Source organism: Salinicoccus sp. RF5, assembly GCF_020786625.1.
Classification (GTDB): Bacteria; Bacillota; Bacilli; order Staphylococcales; family Salinicoccaceae; genus Salinicoccus.
On sequence record NZ_JAJGRC010000001.1, the window covers coordinates 806,867 to 827,693 of the forward strand.

At 50.3% G+C, this 20,827-nt stretch carries 21 protein-coding genes; 9 read left to right on the forward strand and 12 right to left on the reverse strand.

The window, feature by feature from the left end; all coding sequences use genetic code 11:
- Nucleotides 1–263: 263 nt before the first annotated feature.
- Entirely contained in the window at nt 264–1,115 is an 852-nt protein-coding gene (folD, locus tag LLU09_RS04260) for a bifunctional methylenetetrahydrofolate dehydrogenase/methenyltetrahydrofolate cyclohydrolase FolD (RefSeq protein WP_228310604.1), read from the forward strand.
- A gap of 165 nt (nt 1,116–1,280) precedes the next feature.
- Here the strand turns inward: folD and LLU09_RS04265 are convergent, their stop codons facing one another.
- The 5 genes from LLU09_RS04265 to LLU09_RS04285 form a co-directional block, all read right to left on the reverse strand.
- The gene (locus LLU09_RS04265; RefSeq protein ID WP_228310605.1) at nt 1,281–2,255 is read right to left on the reverse strand and encodes a nuclease-related domain-containing protein; all 975 of its coding nucleotides are present in this window, start codon (nt 2,253–2,255) and stop codon (nt 1,281–1,283) included.
- A gap of 118 nt (nt 2,256–2,373) precedes the next feature.
- Nucleotides 2,374–3,330, reverse strand: a complete 957-nt coding sequence (locus LLU09_RS04270) for a calcium/sodium antiporter (protein ID WP_228310606.1) — start codon at nt 3,328–3,330, stop codon at nt 2,374–2,376.
- 121 nt (nt 3,331–3,451) lie between these two features.
- Nucleotides 3,452–4,408 (reverse strand): calcium/sodium antiporter, encoded by a 957-nt coding sequence (locus tag LLU09_RS04275; RefSeq protein WP_228310607.1) that lies wholly within the window; start codon nt 4,406–4,408, stop codon nt 3,452–3,454.
- A gap of 106 nt (nt 4,409–4,514) precedes the next feature.
- Complete coding sequence (locus LLU09_RS04280) at nt 4,515–4,904, reverse strand: hypothetical protein (RefSeq protein WP_040106898.1); 390 nt, start codon at nt 4,902–4,904, stop codon at nt 4,515–4,517.
- A gap of 152 nt (nt 4,905–5,056) precedes the next feature.
- Entirely contained in the window at nt 5,057–6,193 is a 1,137-nt protein-coding gene (locus LLU09_RS04285; protein ID WP_228310608.1) for a globin domain-containing protein, read from the reverse strand.
- A gap of 184 nt (nt 6,194–6,377) precedes the next feature.
- Here LLU09_RS04285 and LLU09_RS04290 point away from each other — a divergent pair, with 184 nt between their 5' ends.
- On the forward strand, nt 6,378–6,788 hold the full coding sequence (locus LLU09_RS04290) for an RrF2 family transcriptional regulator (protein WP_040106896.1): 411 nt from the start codon (nt 6,378–6,380) through the stop codon (nt 6,786–6,788).
- A 5-nt stretch (nt 6,789–6,793) separates the two neighbouring features.
- Nucleotides 6,794–7,552 (forward strand): immunoglobulin-like domain-containing protein, encoded by a 759-nt coding sequence (locus LLU09_RS04295; RefSeq protein WP_228311121.1) that lies wholly within the window; start codon nt 6,794–6,796, stop codon nt 7,550–7,552.
- Nucleotides 7,553–7,703: 151 nt separating this feature from the next.
- Here LLU09_RS04295 and LLU09_RS04300 read toward each other — a convergent pair whose 3' ends face one another.
- Complete coding sequence (locus LLU09_RS04300) at nt 7,704–8,216, reverse strand: type 1 glutamine amidotransferase domain-containing protein (protein ID WP_094905915.1); 513 nt, start codon at nt 8,214–8,216, stop codon at nt 7,704–7,706.
- Nucleotides 8,217–8,380: 164 nt separating this feature from the next.
- Between LLU09_RS04300 and LLU09_RS04305 the strand changes: the two genes are divergently transcribed.
- Nucleotides 8,381–8,620 (forward strand): hypothetical protein, encoded by a 240-nt coding sequence (locus LLU09_RS04305; protein ID WP_228310609.1) that lies wholly within the window; start codon nt 8,381–8,383, stop codon nt 8,618–8,620.
- 31 nt (nt 8,621–8,651) lie between these two features.
- On the opposite strand, the gene LLU09_RS04310 is transcribed toward LLU09_RS04305, so the two are convergent.
- The gene (locus tag LLU09_RS04310; RefSeq protein WP_228310610.1) at nt 8,652–9,095 is read right to left on the reverse strand and encodes a hypothetical protein; all 444 of its coding nucleotides are present in this window, start codon (nt 9,093–9,095) and stop codon (nt 8,652–8,654) included.
- A 92-nt stretch (nt 9,096–9,187) separates the two neighbouring features.
- Between LLU09_RS04310 and LLU09_RS04315 the strand changes: the two genes are divergently transcribed.
- The 3 genes from LLU09_RS04315 (at nt 9,188) to LLU09_RS04325 (ending at nt 10,050) form a co-directional block, all read left to right on the forward strand.
- Nucleotides 9,188–9,382 carry a hypothetical protein gene (locus LLU09_RS04315; protein WP_228310611.1) on the forward strand — a complete coding sequence of 65 codons (195 nt, stop codon included), beginning with the start codon at nt 9,188–9,190 and terminating at the stop codon, nt 9,380–9,382.
- 77 nt (nt 9,383–9,459) lie between these two features.
- A complete protein-coding gene (locus LLU09_RS04320) occupies nt 9,460–9,642 on the forward strand; it encodes a CsbD family protein (RefSeq protein ID WP_228310612.1) in 183 nt (60 codons plus the stop codon).
- Nucleotides 9,643–9,762: 120 nt separating this feature from the next.
- The gene (locus tag LLU09_RS04325) at nt 9,763–10,050 is read left to right on the forward strand and encodes a hypothetical protein (RefSeq protein ID WP_228310613.1); all 288 of its coding nucleotides are present in this window, start codon (nt 9,763–9,765) and stop codon (nt 10,048–10,050) included.
- Nucleotides 10,051–10,103: 53 nt separating this feature from the next.
- Here the strand turns inward: LLU09_RS04325 and LLU09_RS04330 are convergent, their stop codons facing one another.
- Nucleotides 10,104–10,835 carry a hypothetical protein gene (locus tag LLU09_RS04330; RefSeq protein ID WP_228310614.1) on the reverse strand — a complete coding sequence of 244 codons (732 nt, stop codon included), beginning with the start codon at nt 10,833–10,835 and terminating at the stop codon, nt 10,104–10,106.
- 209 nt (nt 10,836–11,044) lie between these two features.
- The gene (locus tag LLU09_RS04335) at nt 11,045–12,469 is read right to left on the reverse strand and encodes an APC family permease (RefSeq protein WP_228310615.1); all 1,425 of its coding nucleotides are present in this window, start codon (nt 12,467–12,469) and stop codon (nt 11,045–11,047) included.
- A gap of 103 nt (nt 12,470–12,572) precedes the next feature.
- Here LLU09_RS04335 and LLU09_RS04340 point away from each other — a divergent pair, with 103 nt between their 5' ends.
- Nucleotides 12,573–13,907 (forward strand): outer membrane protein assembly factor BamB family protein, encoded by a 1,335-nt coding sequence (locus LLU09_RS04340; protein ID WP_228310616.1) that lies wholly within the window; start codon nt 12,573–12,575, stop codon nt 13,905–13,907.
- Between the two features lie 135 nt (nt 13,908–14,042).
- Here LLU09_RS04340 and LLU09_RS04345 read toward each other — a convergent pair whose 3' ends face one another.
- The 3 genes from LLU09_RS04345 to LLU09_RS04355 form a co-directional block, all read right to left on the reverse strand.
- Nucleotides 14,043–15,626 (reverse strand): SLC13 family permease, encoded by a 1,584-nt coding sequence (locus tag LLU09_RS04345; RefSeq protein ID WP_228311122.1) that lies wholly within the window; start codon nt 15,624–15,626, stop codon nt 14,043–14,045.
- 157 nt (nt 15,627–15,783) lie between these two features.
- Nucleotides 15,784–17,184: a YfcC family protein gene (locus LLU09_RS04350; RefSeq protein ID WP_228310617.1), complete on the reverse strand. Its 1,401-nt coding sequence runs from the start codon at nt 17,182–17,184 to the stop codon at nt 15,784–15,786.
- On the reverse strand, nt 17,159–18,394 hold the full coding sequence (locus LLU09_RS04355; RefSeq protein WP_228310618.1) for a M20 metallopeptidase family protein: 1,236 nt from the start codon (nt 18,392–18,394) through the stop codon (nt 17,159–17,161). The genes LLU09_RS04350 and LLU09_RS04355 overlap by 26 nt, the downstream gene beginning before the upstream one ends.
- Nucleotides 18,395–19,511: 1,117 nt before the next feature.
- Here LLU09_RS04355 and LLU09_RS04360 point away from each other — a divergent pair.
- Complete coding sequence (locus LLU09_RS04360) at nt 19,512–20,813, forward strand: acetamidase/formamidase family protein (protein ID WP_228310619.1); 1,302 nt, start codon at nt 19,512–19,514, stop codon at nt 20,811–20,813.
- The last annotated feature ends 14 nt before the right edge of the window (nt 20,814–20,827 follow it).

Below are 20,827 nucleotides of genomic sequence, written 5' to 3' on the forward strand. Positions count from 1 at the left end.
CAAATGTTTTTTCCTCAAGTTCAGCTTAACAATATGGGTGTCGATAATCAACTTAAAAACGAACATTTTAATATATTTATTTAAAATAGTTTGTATTTTAAGCTATCAATTCTTGTATGTACAAATTATTATACGGTATCTCGACTTATTGGGAGACCTTGATGAAAATGTGATAAAATAAGCAATTCCCTTAAAATGATATGGAAATTTTCAATAAACTCATGGATAATGGAGGAGGAAAATCTTTTAGGAGGCGTTTTTAGATGACAGCAGAACTTTTGAACGGCAGGGAAATCGCGAAGGAATATCGTGCTGGCCTCGCCGAAGAAGTTGAGAGATTAAAAAGTAAAGGCATCACCCCGAACCTGACGGTTGTGATCGTCGGCAATGATGGTGCCTCTTTGAGCTATGTCCGCTCAAAAAATAAAGCAGCCGAGAAAATCGGCATGACATCCGACATCGTCCACCTTGATGAGGATACATCTGAAGAAGAGGTCCTCAACACCATCGACCGCCTGAACAATGATGATGCTGTAAACGGTATCCTCGTACAGGTTCCGCTGCCGAAGCAGGTCAGTGAAGAGAAGGTCTTGGAAGCGATCGCACCGCACAAGGACGTCGACGGCTTCCACCCGGTGAACATCGGCAGACTCTATACCGGCCAGCGTACTTTCGTGCCATGCACACCGCTCGGCATCATGGAGTTGCTCAAGCACACCGGCTCCCTCGAAGGGAAGGACGTGGCAGTGATCGGCCGCTCCCACATCGTCGGCCAGCCTGTGGCCAAGCTCCTCACCAATGAGAATGCCACTGTCACACTCATGCATTCCCGCACAAAGGACATGACGGCAAGACTCAAGGACTATGACGTCATCGTAAGCGCCGTCGGTGCACCAGGCCTCGTGACTGGCGAACACCTCAAAGAAGGCGCCATCGTCATCGATGTCGGTAATACAGTCGTTGATGAGAAGCTCGTTGGAGACGTCGATTTCGACTCCGCCAAGGAAGTCGCCAGCTACATCACGCCAGTACCAGGCGGCGTCGGCCCCCTGACCATCACAATGGTACTCAACAACACACTGCTCGCTGCAAAATGGAACAACAACATCGAGTAGCTTCATTTTATGTATGAATAAAGCCCGGGCGGCATGAGCTGTCCGGGCTTATGTGTGTGGAATCATATGACAATTAGACCTCCAACTGTCGTTGGCGGAAATCACGAGTGACAATTAGACCTCCAACTGTCATTGGCAGAAATCACGAGTGACAATTAGATCCCTTTATTCCTGATTCCAGTCCTTATACCTGAAGTTCATCCCGGCAAACAGGTACTCCATCACTTCACCCGGATTTACATATGCAGCATGCCTGCCACGCGCCGCCACCCTGAAATATTTGATCAGGATCGAACGGATATACCGCTCGCCCACCGTCCCACCCAGGAAATGATGGATGTCCGCCACACGCAGCTTACAGTCATTACGGATGACGCCATATTCGCAGATCGACCGCAGCACCGCCTTCTCCTTCGCCTCCCGATATCCGCAGCTAAGACACATGAAATGATAACGCATCACCTCGTGCTCAAACTCCCCACAACGATGGCAGCGCACCCCCTTATCCATCTTCAAATAAAGGGACGCGTCACATCGAGGTGGGGGATACGTACAATCGATGAAGAATGCTTCGATCTCCCTGCACAACACATCAACCGGCATGCGCAGCCGCGGATGCCCGCCATCCATCTCCAATATATGCTTCTTCAGCACATGGCGCATCACCACCCTGTCCTGGACCGCACCTTCTGCCTCAAACGAAAGATGTTCGTTGATGAACACGATCCTCCCTTCAGCCGGCACTGACGGATCGATTGCACCGAGCATAAACGTCACCTTTTCCATCGACCGCTTCAGCTGGACGAATATGTCCTTGATGAGCGGCCGCCCGTTCACCGACCAATTTCCACCACTATACGCATACTCCCCAGAATAATTCTTCACATCAAAAATGAAGATCCCCGCCGCACTCACGATCATCGTATCAACCTGTGTCGGTCCGCCGGCATCAATCCACACATCACGATATACCCGCCACCTTTCACTACCGTAGTCCTCAATCCAACCGTCGAACTCACACTCCCCCGCATGACCAATATCAAGGGCACCAAGGCGGCGCCTGCCCGATTCATCCAGCCCATTCCTTTCCGCCATGACCCTCATCCACTGATGTTCCTTCGTCTTCCTTCTCTTCTCCATAATAAAAACCCCCTTATCCTATATATGGAGGAAAGGAGGCATTCTCATTTTTTTCAGCTGCAAATAATTTATTTAATCCAGGTTAATAAATTGACTCTCACATACACCGCAGCCTTCCCTAGTTCCTGATGATGATGTAGGCCAGATAGGCGAGGTAGGCGGCGAGCATAACCGCCCCCTCCTTCCGCCCGATCCTGAAGTGGGTGCGCGAGAAGATCAGGAGCAGCACCGTCAACACCACCATCACCCAGCCGTCGAAGAAAAGCTTCGATTCTATGGCCAGAGGGGCGATGGTTGAGGAGGCGCCGGCGACGAAGAGGATGTTGAAGATGTTGCTGCCCACGATGTTCCCGAAAGCGATATCCCCCTGGTTCTTCATGGCTGCCGTAATGGAAGTGATGATTTCAGGGAGGGAGGTCCCCACCGCAATGATCGTCAGTCCGACAAGCGTTTCGCTCATGCCGAGGGCGAGGGCGATCTCTATTGCACCATCGACCACCATGCTGCCGCCGAATACGATGGCTATGAGGCCGCCTATAGTCAGCAGGATATTCTTCAGCCATGACTCACCGGCATCGGCCTCCACTTCAACTTGCGTTTGCGTACGGTTTTTCATTGCGATTTCAAATACATAGTAAAGGAAGACGGAGAAGATCAGCAGGATGACGAGTCCGTCACCTAGGCCCAGTACATTTTCCTCAGCATCCTGAAGGGCAACATCCGCCATCAGTATCATCAGTACGACGCCTGCCAACAGGGCGAACGGAATCTCCTTGCGCACCGTCTCACTCTTTACGGCAATCGGGGCGACGAGTGCCGTGATGCCGAGCACAAGCGTAATGTTCACGATATTACTGCCGATGACGTTTCCGAGTACGACACCCGCACTGCCTTCAAGTGCACCTGCGATGGAGACGGTCGCTTCCGGGGCGCTCGTTCCGAATGCCACGATGGTCAATCCGATGAGGAGCGGGGAGACATTCAGCTTGAAAGCGATGTTCGAAGCCCCCTCGACGAAGTAGTCTGCTCCTTTGATCAGCAGTATGAAACCCACGATGAGTAGAATATAGACCAATGCCTTCAACCCTCTTTCCTATGATATGAACTGCCTCCCCTCATTATTCCCTATTCATCATGAAATAAAAAGCTCCTTCCCGTTTGCAGGAAGGAGCAGATCGGTCATTCTTCAACCATCCCTAGTTCCTTATGATGATGTAGACCAGATATGCGAGGTAGGCAAGGAGCAGGACTGCACCTTCCCTCCGGCCGATCTTGAAGTGTGTCCGGGAAAAGATCAGCAGCAGGACGGTCAGTCCCACCATCACCCAGCCGTCGAAGAACAGCTTCGATTCTGCAGCAATCGGTGCCACAGTGGACGCTGTACCCGTAACGAAGAAGATGTTGAAGATATTGCTGCCGACGACGTTGCCGATGGCCATGTCGCCCTTGCCCTTGAGGGCTGCCGTGACCGATGTCATGATTTCAGGAAGTGAAGTACCGATCGCAACGATCGTCAGACCAACGAGGGCTTCGCTCATGCCGAGTGACAGGGCGATCTCGGTCGCACTGCTGACGACCATTTCACCACCGATGATGATCGCGATGAGACCGCCGATGGTGAAGAGTATATTCTTCAGCCAGGATTCGCCTGTGTCCGCATCCACCTTCTCCACTGTACTGGAACGGTTCTTCCGTGCCATTTCGAATACGTAATACAGGAATACCGAGAAGAACAGCAGGATGATGATCCCATCACCACGGTTGATGATGTTCGCACCGGCCCCCTGAAGTGCCACGTCGGCCATAAGTATCATCAGGACGATGGCCGCAAGCATCGCAAATGGAATCTCCTTGCGGACGGTTTCACTCTGGACGGTCAGCGGCGCAATCAGGGCCGTCAGACCGACGACTACCGTGATGTTCACGATGTTGCTGCCGATGACGTTACCGAGTACGACACCCGGACTGCCTTCAAGGGCCGCAAGGATCGCCACTGTCGCTTCAGGGGAACTCGTACCAAGTGCGACGATGGTCAGCCCGACCAGGAGCGGTGATACGTTGAGCTTCACTGCGATGTTCGAGGCTCCCTCGACGAAATAGTCCGCCCCTTTGATCAGCAGTACAAAGCCGATTATCAGAAGTATATATTCCAAAGACGCCATCTCGCTTTCTTTCTATATTTTAGTTACTACATTCCCTCCAAATCAAAAGGAAGCACAAAAAACTTTTCTTTTTAAGAGGAGGGTCCTCCTCCGCCCATCATTCCTTTTCCACAAGGAATGTGATGATGAGGAAGAGCAGAAAGGCGATGAGCAGGATGCTGCCGCCGACGATGAAATAGATCATATTGAATGTTTCGTTGAAGTTGAACGGGTTGAGCATATAGAAGTACATGCCGCTTGTAAGTGTCACTGCACCGACCATTCCCGCGATGCCGTGGATATGTACGAGCAGCTTATTTTTAATGGTGTAGACGCTGTAGAATATTCCCCATGCAAACATGGACAGCCATCCGACAAGCAGCACGTGCGTATGGATTGGACGGATGCTGTAGTCCATCTCCCCGGCCATCTGCGACCCGATGAATACACCGAGCAGACCGAATACCGATGCCACCCGTATAAAGTTTATACCCCATTTTCTTTCCATTATGAAGCCTCCTGATTTTTAAAAGTGGTCTGGAAGATTTTCCTTCTTCCATCCATCATTATAATATAAACCATTTATGGACAAAAAAATACACCCATCCGAATCTGGAACGGATGGGTATATTCTATATATGAAAAATCGTTGGACACATATTAAACTTTCTGCATGCTCATCTTCGGACCGAACGGCTCGAAGTGGATGCGGGAATCATCGATGCCCATGCCATTGAGCTCGGCAATCATCGGGGTCATGAAGCGCATGGAGCCGCAGAGGTAGATTTCACGGTCGTCACTGCCTGCAAAATCACTGCTGTTCAGGTAACCCTCTGTATCACTGTACTTCACTTGGATATCTGCACCTGCCGCCTGCAATTTCTCGAACTGATCCTTGAACGGCAGATGGTCCTCGTTGAATGTGCTGTATACGAATTTGACATCTTTGCCTTTGGAGACCGCCTCTTCAGCCATGGCCATGACCGGTGTCGCACCGACCCCTCCGGCGATGAAGAGCAGTTTATCGTGGTCTTCCTCGACTTTGAAGTCGCCTGCCGGTGCAGAAAGGAAGAGTGCGTCGCCTTCTTCGATGCCGTCGTGGAGATAATTGGATACTACACCCTTATTATCATCGACGACTTCACGTTTGACTGCGAATGTGATGCCGTCCTCTGCATCATTTGAACAGATGGAATAGTGGCGCAGTGCCTCATAAGGATAACCGGAAGGATTCACCTTCACCGTAATGTACTGTCCCGCTGTGAATATCTTATCCACATCGTCGGCATCCACTGTGAATCTGACGATATCAGGCGTCATGACTTCCTTCTTCCTGACGATGAATGGTTTGAAGCCATCCCAAGCAGCAGCCTGGTACATGTCATGCTCAACATCGATGAATACCTGGGCGATCTGATTGTAGTAGTCTCCCCATGCATCGATGATTTCAGGTGTCGCCTGGTCGCCAAGCACTTCCTGGATGCCTTCAAGCAGATGTTTCCCGACAATCGGATAGTGTTCCGGTCTGATATCAAGTGCACGGTGCTTGTGCGCAATGCCTACGACGTGAGGAACGATCGCATCAAGATTGTCGATGTGCTTGGCTGCAGCCAATACCGTCATCGCAAGTGCCTTCGGCTGGTCGCCGATCTTCTGGTTTGTCTGGTTAAAGATGTTGAGCAGTTCAGGATGGGCCTTGAACATATTCTGATAGAATGTGGAAGTGATTTCGGTGCCGTGTGCTTCCAATACTGGAATCGTCGCTTTGATGACCTCTTTTTTCTCTTCAGTAATCATATTAATAAAACCCCTTCGGTCATAAGATATATTTTAAATACACCTTTATAATAGGTTAATATGAAATGGTTTTCAAGCGGTTGTGCTCTATTTCACAATTTGTTCACAGAATAGATGCGATTCAGTTCACTTTATTTATATAGGGAATGAATGCGTGTATAATTATATGAAGGAGATGATTACAGTGAAACTGACATTGTATACGGACTACTCTTTGCGTGTACTGATGTACCTCGGCATGCGTGATGAGGAGAAGATCCAGATAGATGAGATTGCAGGCTACTATAATATTTCGAGGAACCATCTGACGAAAGTGGTGCACCACCTGGCAAAGCTGGGCTACATCAAAACTGTGCGTGGCCGTGGCGGAGGGATTATGCTAAACTATAGACCAGAAGCGGTCAATATAGGGGAAGTCGTCCGTCAGACGGAGGATAATTTCCATATGGCCGAATGCTTCTCGGAAGGCAACGAATGCGTCCTGACACCCGTGTGCGGGCTGCGCTTCGTGCTGAATGATGCCCTCAAGGCATATCTTGAAGTACTCGATAAATATACATTGCAGGATATTATTCCAAAAGCAATCCCGAGGTGACTACAATGAACTCAAGTACAATAATAAAATTCATGGCCGGCCTGCTTCCGGTAGCCCCCATCACAGGGGAACTGCTGGATGAAGAACTTCAGCAGGCTGAAGTTTCCGAAACTGAGGCCGAATCGGAAGACCAGGCCGATTCCAAGTACGCAGACTATGAGGGGCCGACGATGGAAGAGGAGATTGCAGCCCACAGCGGCAATGTGCCAGCCATCAAAGGTACCGGAGGGTATAACGTTCAAGTCGGGGACGATTTCGACCCGCTTGCCGGTGTCTATGCGGTCGACAATACGGATGGGAACATCACCGGCAACATCGAGGTGACCTCCAACAATGTCAACACCAATCAGCCGGGCACCTACAACGTCTCATACCGTGTTGAAAACAGCCGAGGGGCCTATTACGAGTACACGCGCGTGATTGAAGTATCGAATGCTGCCAGTGATCCGGTGCCGATGATTCCACCGACCGAAGCACAACTCTCAGGTGACACCGAGGAATCCGGATCCTCTGAGGATGACGCCTCCAGCAGTTCCGCCATCACATTCCTCGGCCTCGAAGATGTGACGATTTCCCAAGGGTCCGAATTCAATCCCAAGGAAGATGTCGCAATCATCGATGTGGACGGCAGTGACATCACCCACCGCACCCATATCTCAGGCGAAGTCGACACCGATACACCGGGTGAATATACGATCGCCTATGCGGTGTTCGATCATTTCGGTGACCCTCACGCTAAGGCACGGACGATTACAGTCGAATAGATGGAATTGCAACGCTCCTGAGCTCAGGAGCGTTTTTTGGTGCCATGATCCTCCAGCATTGTCCGAAAATTAAAAAATCCAACCCCGAAAAGGGTTGGATGAATACACTGCTTCATGATTTCAATTCTCTTTCTGTTGACATTCAGTCCGATCAGCCGAGCTGGGCTGAAATTTCACGGTTGAAGTCTTCTAGGTCATCCGGCTTACGGCTCGTGACCATGTTATGGCAGACTACAACGGATTTGTCATGCACCTTGGCCCCTGCGTTCTCAAGATCCTTCCTTACGGAAATGAAGGAAGTGATGTTGCGGTCCTTCAGCATGTCAGTATCTATGAGCACTTGAGGACCGTGGCAGATGGCGAATGTCGGCTTGTCTTCCTGCAGGAAGTGTTTTGCAAATTTACCGAAACGACCCTGCTCGTCACTCCGTAGCAGGTCTGGGGAGAATCCACCGGGAATCAGGATTGCATCGTAATCTTCAGGCTTTACATCTGCAATGCCTTTATCCGCCTTGAACTTGCCGCCCTGCTTGCCTTCTATTTCTCCAGCTTCCGGTGCGATGACTTCCACCTCATGGCCGTCATTCTGAAGCGCCTCTACCGGGTTTGTATATTCTACATCTTCTACCATGTCAGTCATGATTACTGCGACTTTCTTAGCCAAATCAATCACTCCTTAATAGAATGTCATTACATTATATAGTGTTCCACATATAGTGTTCCACATTTCAAGAGTCTTTAAACATATATTCATGTCATCTACATACAAATCCATGATATTGACAAATAGAACAGATGTTCCTATACTGGTCTGGCAGGAGTGATCATATGCAGTATTCATACGATAAGGATCTGGAATATAAGATTCTATATAATGTAAAGAATCATCTTTTCGAGTATCCCAACACGAGCATGGCGGAATATGACATCCGGACCGTCGACTTCCATATGAAGCTGATGGAGCAGAAAGGCCTGCTCAGACTGACGCCGTTCGACTACGACTTCTACTACAGCAATATAGAGCTGACGGATGAAGGCGAAGCGATGCTCGGAGAGAAAGTCCGGTAGCCCCACCCCTCCCGATTACGGGAGGGGTTTTTCATATGGGAAGGTTGAACGCTTTGCGGACCGCCTTCTCCATTTCATCATCAAGCACGATGACCGGATCATCCGAATCGAACCCGCCGATCATCTTCCCATCCTCGACCGAATCCACGATGGCCAGCCATTCGACACGCAATATATACTCCTCTTTTCCGAAGTGCGGGTTGATCCTCTGTATCTCCTTGAAGGGATACGTCTCCTGCTCGATCAGCAGCCCGCCCTGATGCATCCTGAAATCCTGGAAGGGCACGGCGGAATCGACCACCCGCCCGACCCCGAGCCATCCTTGGCGTGTACTGTACAGTGCAAACAGGTCCCCTCCCCCAGGACCCATGACACTTCTTTTGAAGCGTGTCGTCGTCACACTTACAATCCCTAGCTTCCGGTACGTCTCGAAATCCCGGAATGTATTGTTGAACTTTCCATTTATTGCATACATGTAATCACCTCATCCCACTCTACCCAAAAGGGTAATGTTTCACTCCAATTCGTGGGGGGTACTGAATAAAAAAGGAAAGGAGCGGTTGTTTCATGGCCAAAAAGGATAAGACTGACAGGATGTTCGAAGAATCTTCCGAAGATAAGCTTGGACAACGCGATTCAGAAGACGACTCCATGGAGGATGTCCTTTCCGATATAAATAAAAAGCGCAAGGAATTCTATGTGGATGAAGAGACGGATAAGAGCGTCTTCCACGACAATCGTCACGATTCAGGTAATCGCTAGAGGTTTAATCCACAGATGAACGGGGAATGGACCTGTGTAAAGCAAAACAACAATAATCAAGAAGAGGTGTATTATTCATGGCAGACGATACTAGCAAAAAAGACAAACTGATGGGCAAGGCAAAAAAAGCCGCAGGTGACATGATGAACGATGACAAGACGAAGGAAGAAGGCAAGCGCCAAGAGACGGAAGGCAAAGTGAAAGATGCTGCGAACGACGTCAAGGAAAAAGCCACTGATGCCTTCAACGACAGAAAATAACATCCCCCAGCACCGTCAAATGCACGGTGCTTTTTCTATGGATTTGTAGAATCATGTTTAGCCTCCTGTATGTATAGGTAGATACATTATATAAAGATAATATCAAAGGAGATGTTAATGATGGCTGAAGAGAAAAAAGGATTGTTTGATAAGGCAAAAGATCTTGTAAACAAAGCGAAAAGTGAAGATACGCGTAAAGACGTATCCGAGAACTGGGACAATATAAAGGAACAAGGCGACCAGCATGCGGATAAAGTCGGTGCCGGCGACAAATGGGATAAAGTAAGTGAAACAGGCGACAAGGTCGTCGACAAATACGGCATTGATGGAGATCCAGGCGAAGGCGAAAAGGATAAGACGACTCGCGCCGGTGATAATGCCAATGATAAGGGCAATGATGGCAAATAACAGTACATCAATATAAAAAAGGTGGATTCCATATGGAATCCACCTTTTTTATGCTATTCATCGGCAACAACGAGTTCGTCATCCGCACTGCCAGTATCCGTCTCCAGGTTTTCCAACTGGTCGATGGAGCGGGTGGCACTCGAGAGGTACTTGCTGCTGTTCTTCAGATGAATGTCGAGCATCTCCTCGTTCATGCCGTGTTCTTCATTCTGGTTCATCAGTTTGAACTCGATCAGTGCAAGCGTACGGTTTGAAATCGCCAGATACAGATCCGCCTTCACCCGTTCAAACAGCTCTTCATGCTCTGGCACCAGAAATGCCGGCGCCTCCAGGCCATCCACCTGCATCTCGAGCCCTTCATAGGATTCGTGCATCGCTTCCAGATTCGCTGCCAGCGTCTTGTTATCGAGCTCATGCCACAGGAACTGATTGTACATCGGCGTGAAGGTCTCGGCCCATACAGTGGAGATTTCATCCTGTATCTCTTCCGCGTCCTGGGTCATGTCCTCTATATGCACCGTTTCCTTTTTGGAATAGTCGACATCAACTGCGAGCATGTCCTTGCGGCTTACGGCATCCGTAGCATGTTCCTCGTAATCATCCAGGTTCAGCTTGGTTGTCCGGTCTGTATATTTTATGGAGTCATCCAACTGGATGCTCTTATGTGTAATCATGTTCACCATCGGTCTGTCAGCCTTGAAATCCTCGAAGTCGACATTTTGCTCCGCATCAGCACCACATGCTGTCAGCAGCCCCACTGCGAATAATAGGAATATCGGTCTCAATTTGGTCGTCTCCTTCATCTTTCTGATGCTTTCCCCTATATACCGAACCTATTGTAACACAACTGTAATATTAGCAAAAGCCCGATAAAAGCACTCTGATTTTACAGGAATATGAAAGGCTCCCGGACGCTTGGTCCGGGAGTCTGGATGTACAGGTTAGTCACCGATATCATATAAAATTTGCCATCGGCCAGTACGGTCATCCCTGATTATTCATCCTTGTTCAGGATGAGGTAGTCGAGCTCCTCTTTCGTCAGGGCCCTAAGCTTCTTCAGCTGGAACAGGAAGAAGATGGCGCCGAGTGCGACCCAGGCACCGAGCGCGATATAGGATGGCGCGCTGAGTGATGCAGGTGACCCCGGATACAGCAGCAGTACAAGAAATATCAGAGAAATCAGCGCACCCAGTACACCAAAGATGATATAGAGGATGTTGTAGTTCTCCTTTTTGCTGAAGAACTTGACCGCTACGAGGCTTGTGATCAGAAATGCGACCGACACGCCGGTCGATGACATGTCGACGATCCAGCTGAGTGCTGTACGGCCGAGCCAAGGTGCCGCGAGACACACGGTCATGATGAAGAGTACTGAGACATAAGGTGTTTTATTTTTGCCGAGCTTCATGAATACAGGCGGGATGAAACGCGCCCGCCCGAGGGCGAACAATAGCCGGGAAGAGGACAGATAGAAGCCGTTCAATCCCGTAAATACCCCGAATGAGATCGCCAGTGCGAGCAGTGTCATTCCAAGACCGCCCATTCCAGACTGGACGACGGATCCCGTCACCCAAAGTGCCCCATCGATCGACTGCTCGTCCGGGTACACCCAGGAAGTGATGAGGATCATCAGCACGTAGGTGATGATGGAGGCGATGATGCCGAAGACGATGAGCTTGAACGTCTTATCCGGGCTGAATTTGAATTCTTCAGCCGCCTGCGGGATGTTGTCGAACCCGACATACATCCACGGAGCGATGGCAACGATCAGGATGATCGAAGTCCATACGCCGTTCCCCTCATTGAACAGTGGCTCAGCATTCGACAGCGCAAACTCGCCCGAGAAGAATGACCATCCGAAGAGGACGGAAACTACGAGCGCCATGAACAGGCAGAACAGGAACTGGAGATTTCCAGACAGGCCGCTCCCCTTGATTGATATGAAGGCAAAGAGGATGAGCACGAGGGATGACAAAATGACTTCCATGATGTAGACATCCCAGCCTGCAATCGTATATAGATAGCCGATTTCAAGAAATTCAGGTAGAATGAACTTGAACAGCAGGCTGAAGGCGCTGGCATTCAGTGCGACGACACATATGTATCCGAGTGCCAGAAACCATGATGCGATGAAGCTGACGTATTTACCGAAACCGACATAACTGAAGGCGAACTCACCGCCCGAGACCGGAAAGCGCGTCGTCAGGCCGCCATATGCCACAGCGATGATCAGCATCAGGATGCCGCCGATGGTGATGCCGAGGGTCGACCCGAGCGTACCCGAGGAAGCCAGCCAATCCCCCGGGAGTATGAAGGCACCCCACCCGATGCTTGAACCATAGGCAATGGCCCAGATGAAACGTTTGGACATGGTATTATCGAGCTCGGTCCGCTCGACATTGGATATTTTTGTTTCCATACTTTTAATCTCCTCTGTTTGTTTTCTGAAATATAGCCTAACAGAGCAGCCGGCAAACGTAAAATGGACATATTGCACAATTAAAATGACAGGAGGAAGAAATATGACATTACTGCGCTTGATGAAATACTCGATATTATCAGGAACACTCCTCATTGCAGCATGTGGAGACGCTGAAGATCAGTCCGCTGAAGAAACGACGGAGGAACCGACTGAAGAGGCAACTGGGGAAGTTGCTGAGGAGACTTCGGAGGAATCCGGCGATATGCAGGCTTTCGGCGCCGAGGAATGGACCCAGTACCGCTTCAACCCTGAAAAGAATGCCGTCATCGATTCAGGGCATGAACCACTCGAGAATATGAAGTTCAAGACGGAGGATGAAGTCCGTGCCACGCCAGTAGTTGCGGATGGAAAGCTGTTCATCGGCAACCATAATTCCGGCCATATCCTTGCCTTCGACCTCGAATCCGGCGACAGGATATGGGAGGAGACGGCACCGAACTGGATCCATTCCGAAACCATCTATCACGAAGGCACGGTGTATGTCGGATACGGCAACCGCCACTTCCAGGATGACGGCGTACGCGGCACCGGGGAAAATGGTGTGATGGCACTTGATGCGGAAAGTGGCGAAATCCTCTGGCAGTTCGAAACAGACGGGGAAGTCATGCCGACACCGGCCATACATGGCGATCATCTCTACATCACGACCGGAGACCGCCACCTCTACAAGCTGACACTTGATGAGGGGGAGCTTGCGCATCAGCATGAACTCGGCTCCACCATCAGCATGTCCTCGCCGAATATACATGAAGACACGCTCTATGTCGGCGGCAGCGGCCCGATGCCCTATACTTTCTATGCATATGACCTCGAGCAGGATGAGTTGAAATGGCAGACCGAGTTCGATGAAGTCGTAATGGGACTCGATGATGTTCCCCCTGCCGTAAGTGACGGCACTGTCGTCACCACTGCCCTCGTCGAAAATGAAGAGGGAGAATCCGAGCATGAAATCTATGCGATGGACATTGAATCCGGCGAAATCCTCTGGGAGGACAACTGGGGAACCGGCCAGCCCGTCCAGAACAACAAATCCGGTGCGCCGATGATATATGAAGGCACCGTATATGTTGCCAGCCCAAAAACGAAGACTTACTATGCATATGACCTGGAGACGGGTGAGCAGCTGTGGGCGTATGAAGATGAGGCGGCCAAGGCACCGCCGGTGGCGAAGAACGGCATCGTCTACTTCTCCAATGTTGAAGGACGGGTTGTCGGCATGGATGCCGAGACCGGTGAGCCGGTCAAGGAAAAAGTACTCGGCGGCACCCTCGCCCCTGCCGGCCCAATCATCGTCAATGATACCCTCTTCGTCGGCAGCCAGGACAGCTACGTCTATGTCGTCCCGTTGAGTGACTTTGCAGACGCCAAAGAATAGGTTGATGGAGACCGGATGGTCATGCCCAGCCCTTAATTGTCATTCACCCGGACACTCAATGACAGTTGCCGTCCCATTAATCATAAGAACCAAAAAAGTGGCCCCCTCGTAATGAGGCGGGCCACTTTTCATCTGTTATCCACTATAGTTCAACAGGTCGATGCCGAAGATGAACGGCATCAGGAAGTATACGAATGCTACGATCAGGATGACCCCGACGATGTTCAGGGCAAAGCCCGTCTTGGCCATCTCCTGGATGCTGATCTTCTGTGTACCGAAGACGATGGCGTTCGGCGGTGTCCCGACCGGCAGCATGAATGCACAGTTTGCAGCCATGGCGGCCGGCACCATCAATGACAGCGGGTGCACTTCCAGTGCAATCGTCAGACCGGCAAGTACCGGCAGGATCATTGTTGCTGTTGCGGTATTGGATGTGATTTCCGTCAGGAACAGGATACCAAGTGCAACAATGAAGATGATGATGACGATATGAATGCCTTCGACAGCCGTCAGAAGTTCACCGAGCCATTGGTCGACCCCCGTCTCCACAATCGCTGCTGCCAGTGCGAGACCGCCACCGAAGAGCAGCAGTACGCCCCATGGCAGGTCACGGGCAACAGACCAGTCGAGTATGCGTTTCGACTTCCTTTTTGTCGGCAGCAGGAACAGGATGACCGACGCCATCATTGCAATCGCGCCGTCCGTAAGCATCTCCGTCACAGACCAGTTCGACCAGATGAACCCACGGGTGATCCACATGAATGCTGCGAACAGGAAGACGATGAGGACAAGAATCTCTTCCCGTGTGATCTTTCCGAGTTTGTCAAGCTCACTGGTGATGATCTCACGTCCCCCCGGCAGATGGTCCATGCCATGCTTGAATGAGAAGAAATGCATGTAGGCCCATGCCAGGAGCAGGAAGATGATGACGATCGGAACACCGAACAGCATCCACTGTGCAAAACTCATCTCGATGCCGAAGAGCTCCTGGAGCTGGCCGGACATGATGATGAGCGGCGGCGTACCGATCAATGTACCGAGGCCGCCGATCGTTCCAGCATAACCGATGCCGAGTACCAGTGATTTTTCGAACTTGCGCAGGTTGTCATCAAGATCATTTTTCGACAGCGAGTGTGCTTCGCTGATGATCGCCATACCGATCGGAATCATGATCATGACTGCTGCAGTGTTGCTGACGAACATGGACAATACGCCCGTCGCTATCATGAAGCCGAGCAGGATGGTCGCCGTCGTCGTGCCGATTGCCTTGATGATCGTCAGTGCAATCCGCGTGTGCAGGTTCCATCTCTCCATGGCAAGTGCCAGCAGGAATCCTCCAAGGAAGAGGAAGATGATGTCGTTGCCGTAGGCGCTGGTCGTCGTCCCGCTGTCCATGACCCCGCCCAACGGGAAGAGGAACAATGGCAGAAGCGATGTCGCCGGAATCGGAATGGCTTCCGTAATCCACCATGTCGCAATCCATAATGTGGATGCCACGACAAATACCCCGGCTGAGTCGAGCCCCTCGGTATTCAGGAAAAGGAGCGTGAGTATGAACAGCAGCGGCCCGAGGATCAGCCCCACCAACTGCATGCGTCCATAGGATTGCTCCGGCCCTTCATTTACAGGACCACGGTTGCCCTGTTCAGCGTGCTTCTTGGCTTCATCCACACTGAAGAATTTGAGCAGTGACTTCGTCCGTTTGGACTCCCGCCACATATTCTGATATGTATTCTTAAACTTTGACAATTTCTCTACCTCCCAGAAAACGCTTTCTATTGACACTAGATGAAGATATCATATTTTTTAGAATATTTCCATATGAATTTTACACCATATGGAAAACCGGCATCCACTTCCGATGCCGGTTCGTTTCCTATAGAGGACCCCAGTTGATCATGACGCCGATGGCAAGTACGGACATTGCAATGACCGACCAGATGAGGAACAGCGGCAGCAGCCACTTTGCCCACTTGATCCATGGCACGCCTGCGACTGCGAGACTCGCCATCAGCGGCCCGGAAGTCGGGAAGATGCTGTTGGAGAAGCCGTCGCCAAACTGGAACGACTGGACGGCCACCTGGCGTGTAACGCCGATCATGTCGGCAAGCGGTGTCTGGATCGGCATGATGATCGCCGCCTGACCACTTCCCGAAGGCACGAAGAAGTTGAATACGGTGTTTGCGATGAACATGCCGATTGCTGCCAGCACAGGTGTCAGGGCACCGAGAGGCACTGACAGGGCATTGACGATGGTATCCAGAATGTTTGCCTGCTCCATCACGACAAGCACCGCACGGGCCACCCCGATGATCAGTGCGCCGTAGACCAGATTCTTGCATCCTTCAAGAAACGTCAGAGTGAGCTTATTATAGTTCATGCCGGCAATGATACCTGCTACAAGACCAATGATGATGAAGAACGCTGCCATATGGTTCGTTGTCCATTGGAACTGGATGACGGCGAATACGAAGAAAGCCAGTGCTGCCGCCACCCAGGCCAGTATGAGTTTATGGCGCAGGGTGAACGGCGCATCCTTCATTTCCACCACGTCCCCTTCATCTTCAAGGATGCCCATCAGGCTGCGTGACGGATCACGCATGATGCGTTTGGCATAGACCCACGTGTACCAGATGGTCACACCGACCAGCAGTATAAATGAAATGACCCTGAAAAGCATGCCGGAGAAAAGCGGCAGCTCTGCAATCGCATGCGCGATGCCGACCGTATATGGGTTCAGGAACCCAGCTGCAAAACCGATGAATGTCGCGCCAAACGTGATGGAGACCGCAACAATCGCATCGAGCTTCAGGGCACGTGCCAGCATGACGCCGATGGCGACGAACGGAATGACTGAGTTCGCCACGGCCCCGGTTGCACCGCCCAGTGCAAACAGGATGGAGATGACAGCAATGAGCAGGAATTCCCTGCCGCGCATCTTATCCACTGCACTCATGATGCCTCCGGTTATCGCCCCGGAACGTTCAACCACTTCGAACATGCCTCCGGCAAACAGCACAAGGAATATGAGTCCAGCCGATTCGACCATCCCGGTCTGCAGGGCCATGAATACATCCATGAAGCCGACCGGATCCTGTGCAGTACTCTCGTATGTGCCTGAAACCACACGCTCGACACCGTCCACCTGTTCCCTCTCAAATGCCCCGGCAGGTACGAAATATGTTGCGATCGCCGTTGCCACAAGTACAAGGAACAGGATGACATATGTATCCGGCATCTCAAGACGCCTTTTATTTGGATGCTTCTGCTGTTTCACAATCCGCAACCTCCAGTCCATCCATATGATGCAGCACCGCGAGGATGAAGACTTTGCCGATTTCAATCATGGCACGTTCATCCACATCGAATTTCGGATGGTGATGCGGATGGACGGCATCGACCTCCGGATTGCGTGCCCCCACGAAGAAGAAGGAACCTGGCACATGCTCAAGGTAGTAGGCAAAATCCTCAGAAGTCATCATCGGTATCTTCTCCTCCATCGTCATGTCCGGCAGATGTTGTTCCGCAAGCACTTTGAGCTGTTCCGTCTCCGCTTCACTGTTGATCAGCGGTACACAGCCGTACGTAAAGTCAACCTTTGCCGCCGCGCCATTCTGTGCGGCCGTCGATTCACTCATCATTCGGATCCACTGCTCCATAACATCCTTCGATTCCGCATCGAATGTACGCGTCGTCCCAGAAATCGTTGCCGTATCTGGAATGACATTCGTCGCCTCCCCGCTATGGAACTTCCCGATCGTGACGACATTCGCTGTGTTCGGGTCCATCTTGCGGCTGACGATCTGCTGCAGGTTCACCACAAGCTGACTCATCGTCACAAGCGGATCTACTGTAGTGTGGGGAATGGCGCCGTGTCCACCCTTCCCCTGGATGGTGATTTCAAAATTATCCCCGCCTGCCATCGCCGGTCCCGGTATGAAGCCGATTGTTCCATAGTCGTCATCTGCCCATACGTGGGCACCATATATGTAATCCACACCTTCCAGACAGCCATCGGCAATCATCAGCTGGGCACCACCCGGCGGCAGCTCCTCTGCGAACTGGTGAATGAACACCACAGTGCCCGCCAACTCCTCCTTCACACCTGCAAGCACAGTCTCAACCGCCATCAGAGCGGCTGTATGCACATCATGTCCACACGCATGGCTCACACCGTCAATCGTCGATTTATATGGAACATCTTTCTCGTCCTGGATCGGAAGGGCATCAAAATCCGCACGCAGCGCCACCGTCGGTCCCGGCTTCCCCCCATGCAGGGTGCCGACTACACCGTTACCGCCGACATGGGTCCTGTATTCAATCCCGAGTGATTCCAGGTGCTGCCTGACATACTCCGGCGTAAACTGCTCCTTGAAGGATAGTTCCGGGTACATATGCAGATGCCTGCGCGCCTTCACCATCTCGGGGAATAGATTCTCCAGCTGCTCAAATAAAGTCTCTTTCATTCTGATCAGTCCCTTTTTCATTATGATACATATTATTACATAAATATTCATATATATAAATATTATTTTTAAATTTCCCCATAATAAAAACATCCCAGTATATGAGATGTATCCCCAAATAGGCATTTATTTGAAAGACCAATAAAAAAGGCATCTCAAATGGTCTCTTTCTCTCTTACATTTGAGATGCATAAATTTCCCTTTCTCACTTATTCCATTGTGGTGTGGATGAGACCACAGTGGATGTCATGGACGGAGAATGATCCTCAACCGATCCCCTAGCTTCTCTCTGTCTTCTGCTCAGTTCATTTTTCCCACACAAAAATCCCCTTAAGATTGCCCTGAAACCAGCCACTAACCACAAAGGACCCCCGACCAAGGAAAAGCTGGTCTGCGTGCAGAATGCAACTTCATTTGTGCTGAGGAATCCTGCTCGAACTTTCGTACAATACATATGAGACGCTGTATAGATATATGTTATTCAAAATATTTATTATTATAATAAAGCTTCATGCACCATTCACGATCCTCCTCCTGCTTGGCTTGAAGCTTTATAAATAATTAAATAATGTAGCAAACTTTCATGTTATGCAAAGTCCATTTCCCTTTTCCTCTGTCACTTTTAACTTGCTATCATTATATAACATGGAGTGTACCTTTACAATATAAATTATACAAATATTATGAACAGTTGAAATATTTACAAGCTATTACTTTTATTTTTAAACGATTGTATGAAATTATATATCCCTTATTTAGATTTAATCTACTGTTCCTTAATATTCTGCACATGTCAATTATGCATATTTTATTAAAAAGAATGCATGGCGCCCTGCCTATTAATCTCTCACTCAAGGGTGGTCATATCTTTGAAAAATTTTTCATCGACAAAAATTCAGTATATTCATTATGAGACCCTCTGACGGTACTGTGGCTCAACACTTACTAATGATTACCAGGTTTTATTTTTGTAAATTATTTTAAATTAGAATTTTCATGGAAGATTATTAAGTTTTTCCCTGATTTGCCTACTTCATTTGCAATTTCGGTGAATTTTCAGAAAATAATGAGCCTTGCACTCTTATATGCCTTCCGACCGTGGTAAAATAGAGATAACACTATAAAGGGGATGATTCAAATGTCAGAGCGGCAAGCGAAGCAGACAGTCTATGTCGACCAGTTCACCAATGGAATCCTCGATCCAGGCGAGGAGATGCAGTATACCGTCAAGGATGGCGGCCATATCGTCGCCAACACGGCCCCCGGCTGCTGGGGGCCAATGATCACGCCTGAGCTTAAAGGCGGTCATGAAGTGACGAAACCGGTATTCGTCGAGGGCGCAGAAGTTGGCGATGCCATAGCAATCCATATCAACTCGATACGTGTAACTTCGATGGCTACGGCTTCCGGCAACGATAAGCCGATGGAAGGCAGGTTCACAGGTGATCCATTCGTCGCCGGTATCTGCCCGAACTGTGGTGCAAAGAACCCTCGCTCAAGAATCGAAGGCATCGGCCAGGGGGCAGTCAGGTGCGTGGAATGCGGGGAAGATGTCACTCCCTTCACCTTCACCAATGCATATACGATGGCTTTCGATGAAAAACGGACGTTCGGCCTGACTTTGGGTAAGGAAGGAGCGGAAAATATTGCACATGAAGCGAAACGCTACATGTCTACACCGGAAAACTCCATACAGAATCCAGTCGTCACCTTTGCTCCCCACGATATCGTCGGCGCCCTGGCGCGTGTCGTCCCATTCCTGGGGCAGTTGGGAACCACTCCTGCGAGACCTTTCCCGGATTCCCATAATGCGGGGGACTTCGGCCAGTTCCTGATTGATGCCCCCCATGAATACGGCATTACGGAAGATCAGCTGGTCGACCGCACCGATGGCCATATGGACATCAACCGGGTACGTGAAGGTGTGACAGTCATCTGCCCCGTCAAAGTGCAGGGGGGCGGCGTCTATCTCGGAGATATGCACGCCATGCAGGGGAACGGTGAAATTGCAGGCCACACGACAGATGTATCAGGCATCGTCGACTTGAGGGTCGAGATCATAAAGAACCTCGTCATCGAAGGACCCATCATCCTTCCTCTTGAGGAGGACCTCCCTGTACTCGCTAAACCATTTACCGAGAAGGAGATTGAGAAGGCGCAGGCCCTGGCAGCAGAGTGGCGTATTGAAGAAATCGAGAAGACGTACCCGGTTTCTTTCGTCGGTACAGGTGCCGATCTGAATGGAGCGACTCTCAATGGCATGGAACGCGCAGCCTCCCTCTTCAAGATTGATGTGCCGGAAGTCATGAACCGTGCGACAATTACAGGCTCCATCGATATCGGTCGGAACCCCGGTGTCGTCACCGTCACGTTCCTCGCCCCGAGAGATTATCTGAGTAAGGCAGGCATTCTGGATCAGGTTGAAGAAATGTACAGGTAGCACACAAAAAAAAC

Bases quoted from the DNA above. Each gene is read 5' to 3' on its own strand.
- LLU09_RS04315 (WP_228310611.1), top strand. From the start codon at position 9,188: ATGGCCAAAAAGGATAAGACTGACAGGATGTTCGAAGAATCTTCCGAA.
- LLU09_RS04360 (WP_228310619.1), top strand. From the start codon at position 19,512: ATGTCAGAGCGGCAAGCGAAGCAGACAGTCTATGTCGACCAGTTCACC.
- LLU09_RS04265 (WP_228310605.1), bottom strand. From the start codon at position 2,255: ATGGAGAAGAGAAGGAAGACGAAGGAACATCAGTGGATGAGGGTCATG.
- folD (WP_228310604.1), top strand. From the start codon at position 264: ATGACAGCAGAACTTTTGAACGGCAGGGAAATCGCGAAGGAATATCGT.
- LLU09_RS04305 (WP_228310609.1), top strand. From the start codon at position 8,381: ATGCAGTATTCATACGATAAGGATCTGGAATATAAGATTCTATATAAT.
- LLU09_RS04295 (WP_228311121.1), top strand. From the start codon at position 6,794: ATGAACTCAAGTACAATAATAAAATTCATGGCCGGCCTGCTTCCGGTA.
- LLU09_RS04280 (WP_040106898.1), bottom strand. From the start codon at position 4,904: ATGGAAAGAAAATGGGGTATAAACTTTATACGGGTGGCATCGGTATTC.
- LLU09_RS04340 (WP_228310616.1), top strand. From the start codon at position 12,573: ATGACATTACTGCGCTTGATGAAATACTCGATATTATCAGGAACACTC.
- LLU09_RS04345 (WP_228311122.1), bottom strand. From the start codon at position 15,626: ATGTGGCGGGAGTCCAAACGGACGAAGTCACTGCTCAAATTCTTCAGT.
- LLU09_RS04335 (WP_228310615.1), bottom strand. From the start codon at position 12,469: ATGGAAACAAAAATATCCAATGTCGAGCGGACCGAGCTCGATAATACC.
- LLU09_RS04285 (WP_228310608.1), bottom strand. From the start codon at position 6,193: ATGATTACTGAAGAGAAAAAAGAGGTCATCAAAGCGACGATTCCAGTA.
- LLU09_RS04355 (WP_228310618.1), bottom strand. From the start codon at position 18,394: ATGAAAAAGGGACTGATCAGAATGAAAGAGACTTTATTTGAGCAGCTG.
- LLU09_RS04325 (WP_228310613.1), top strand. From the start codon at position 9,763: ATGGCTGAAGAGAAAAAAGGATTGTTTGATAAGGCAAAAGATCTTGTA.
- LLU09_RS04310 (WP_228310610.1), bottom strand. From the start codon at position 9,095: ATGTATGCAATAAATGGAAAGTTCAACAATACATTCCGGGATTTCGAG.
- LLU09_RS04320 (WP_228310612.1), top strand. From the start codon at position 9,460: ATGGCAGACGATACTAGCAAAAAAGACAAACTGATGGGCAAGGCAAAA.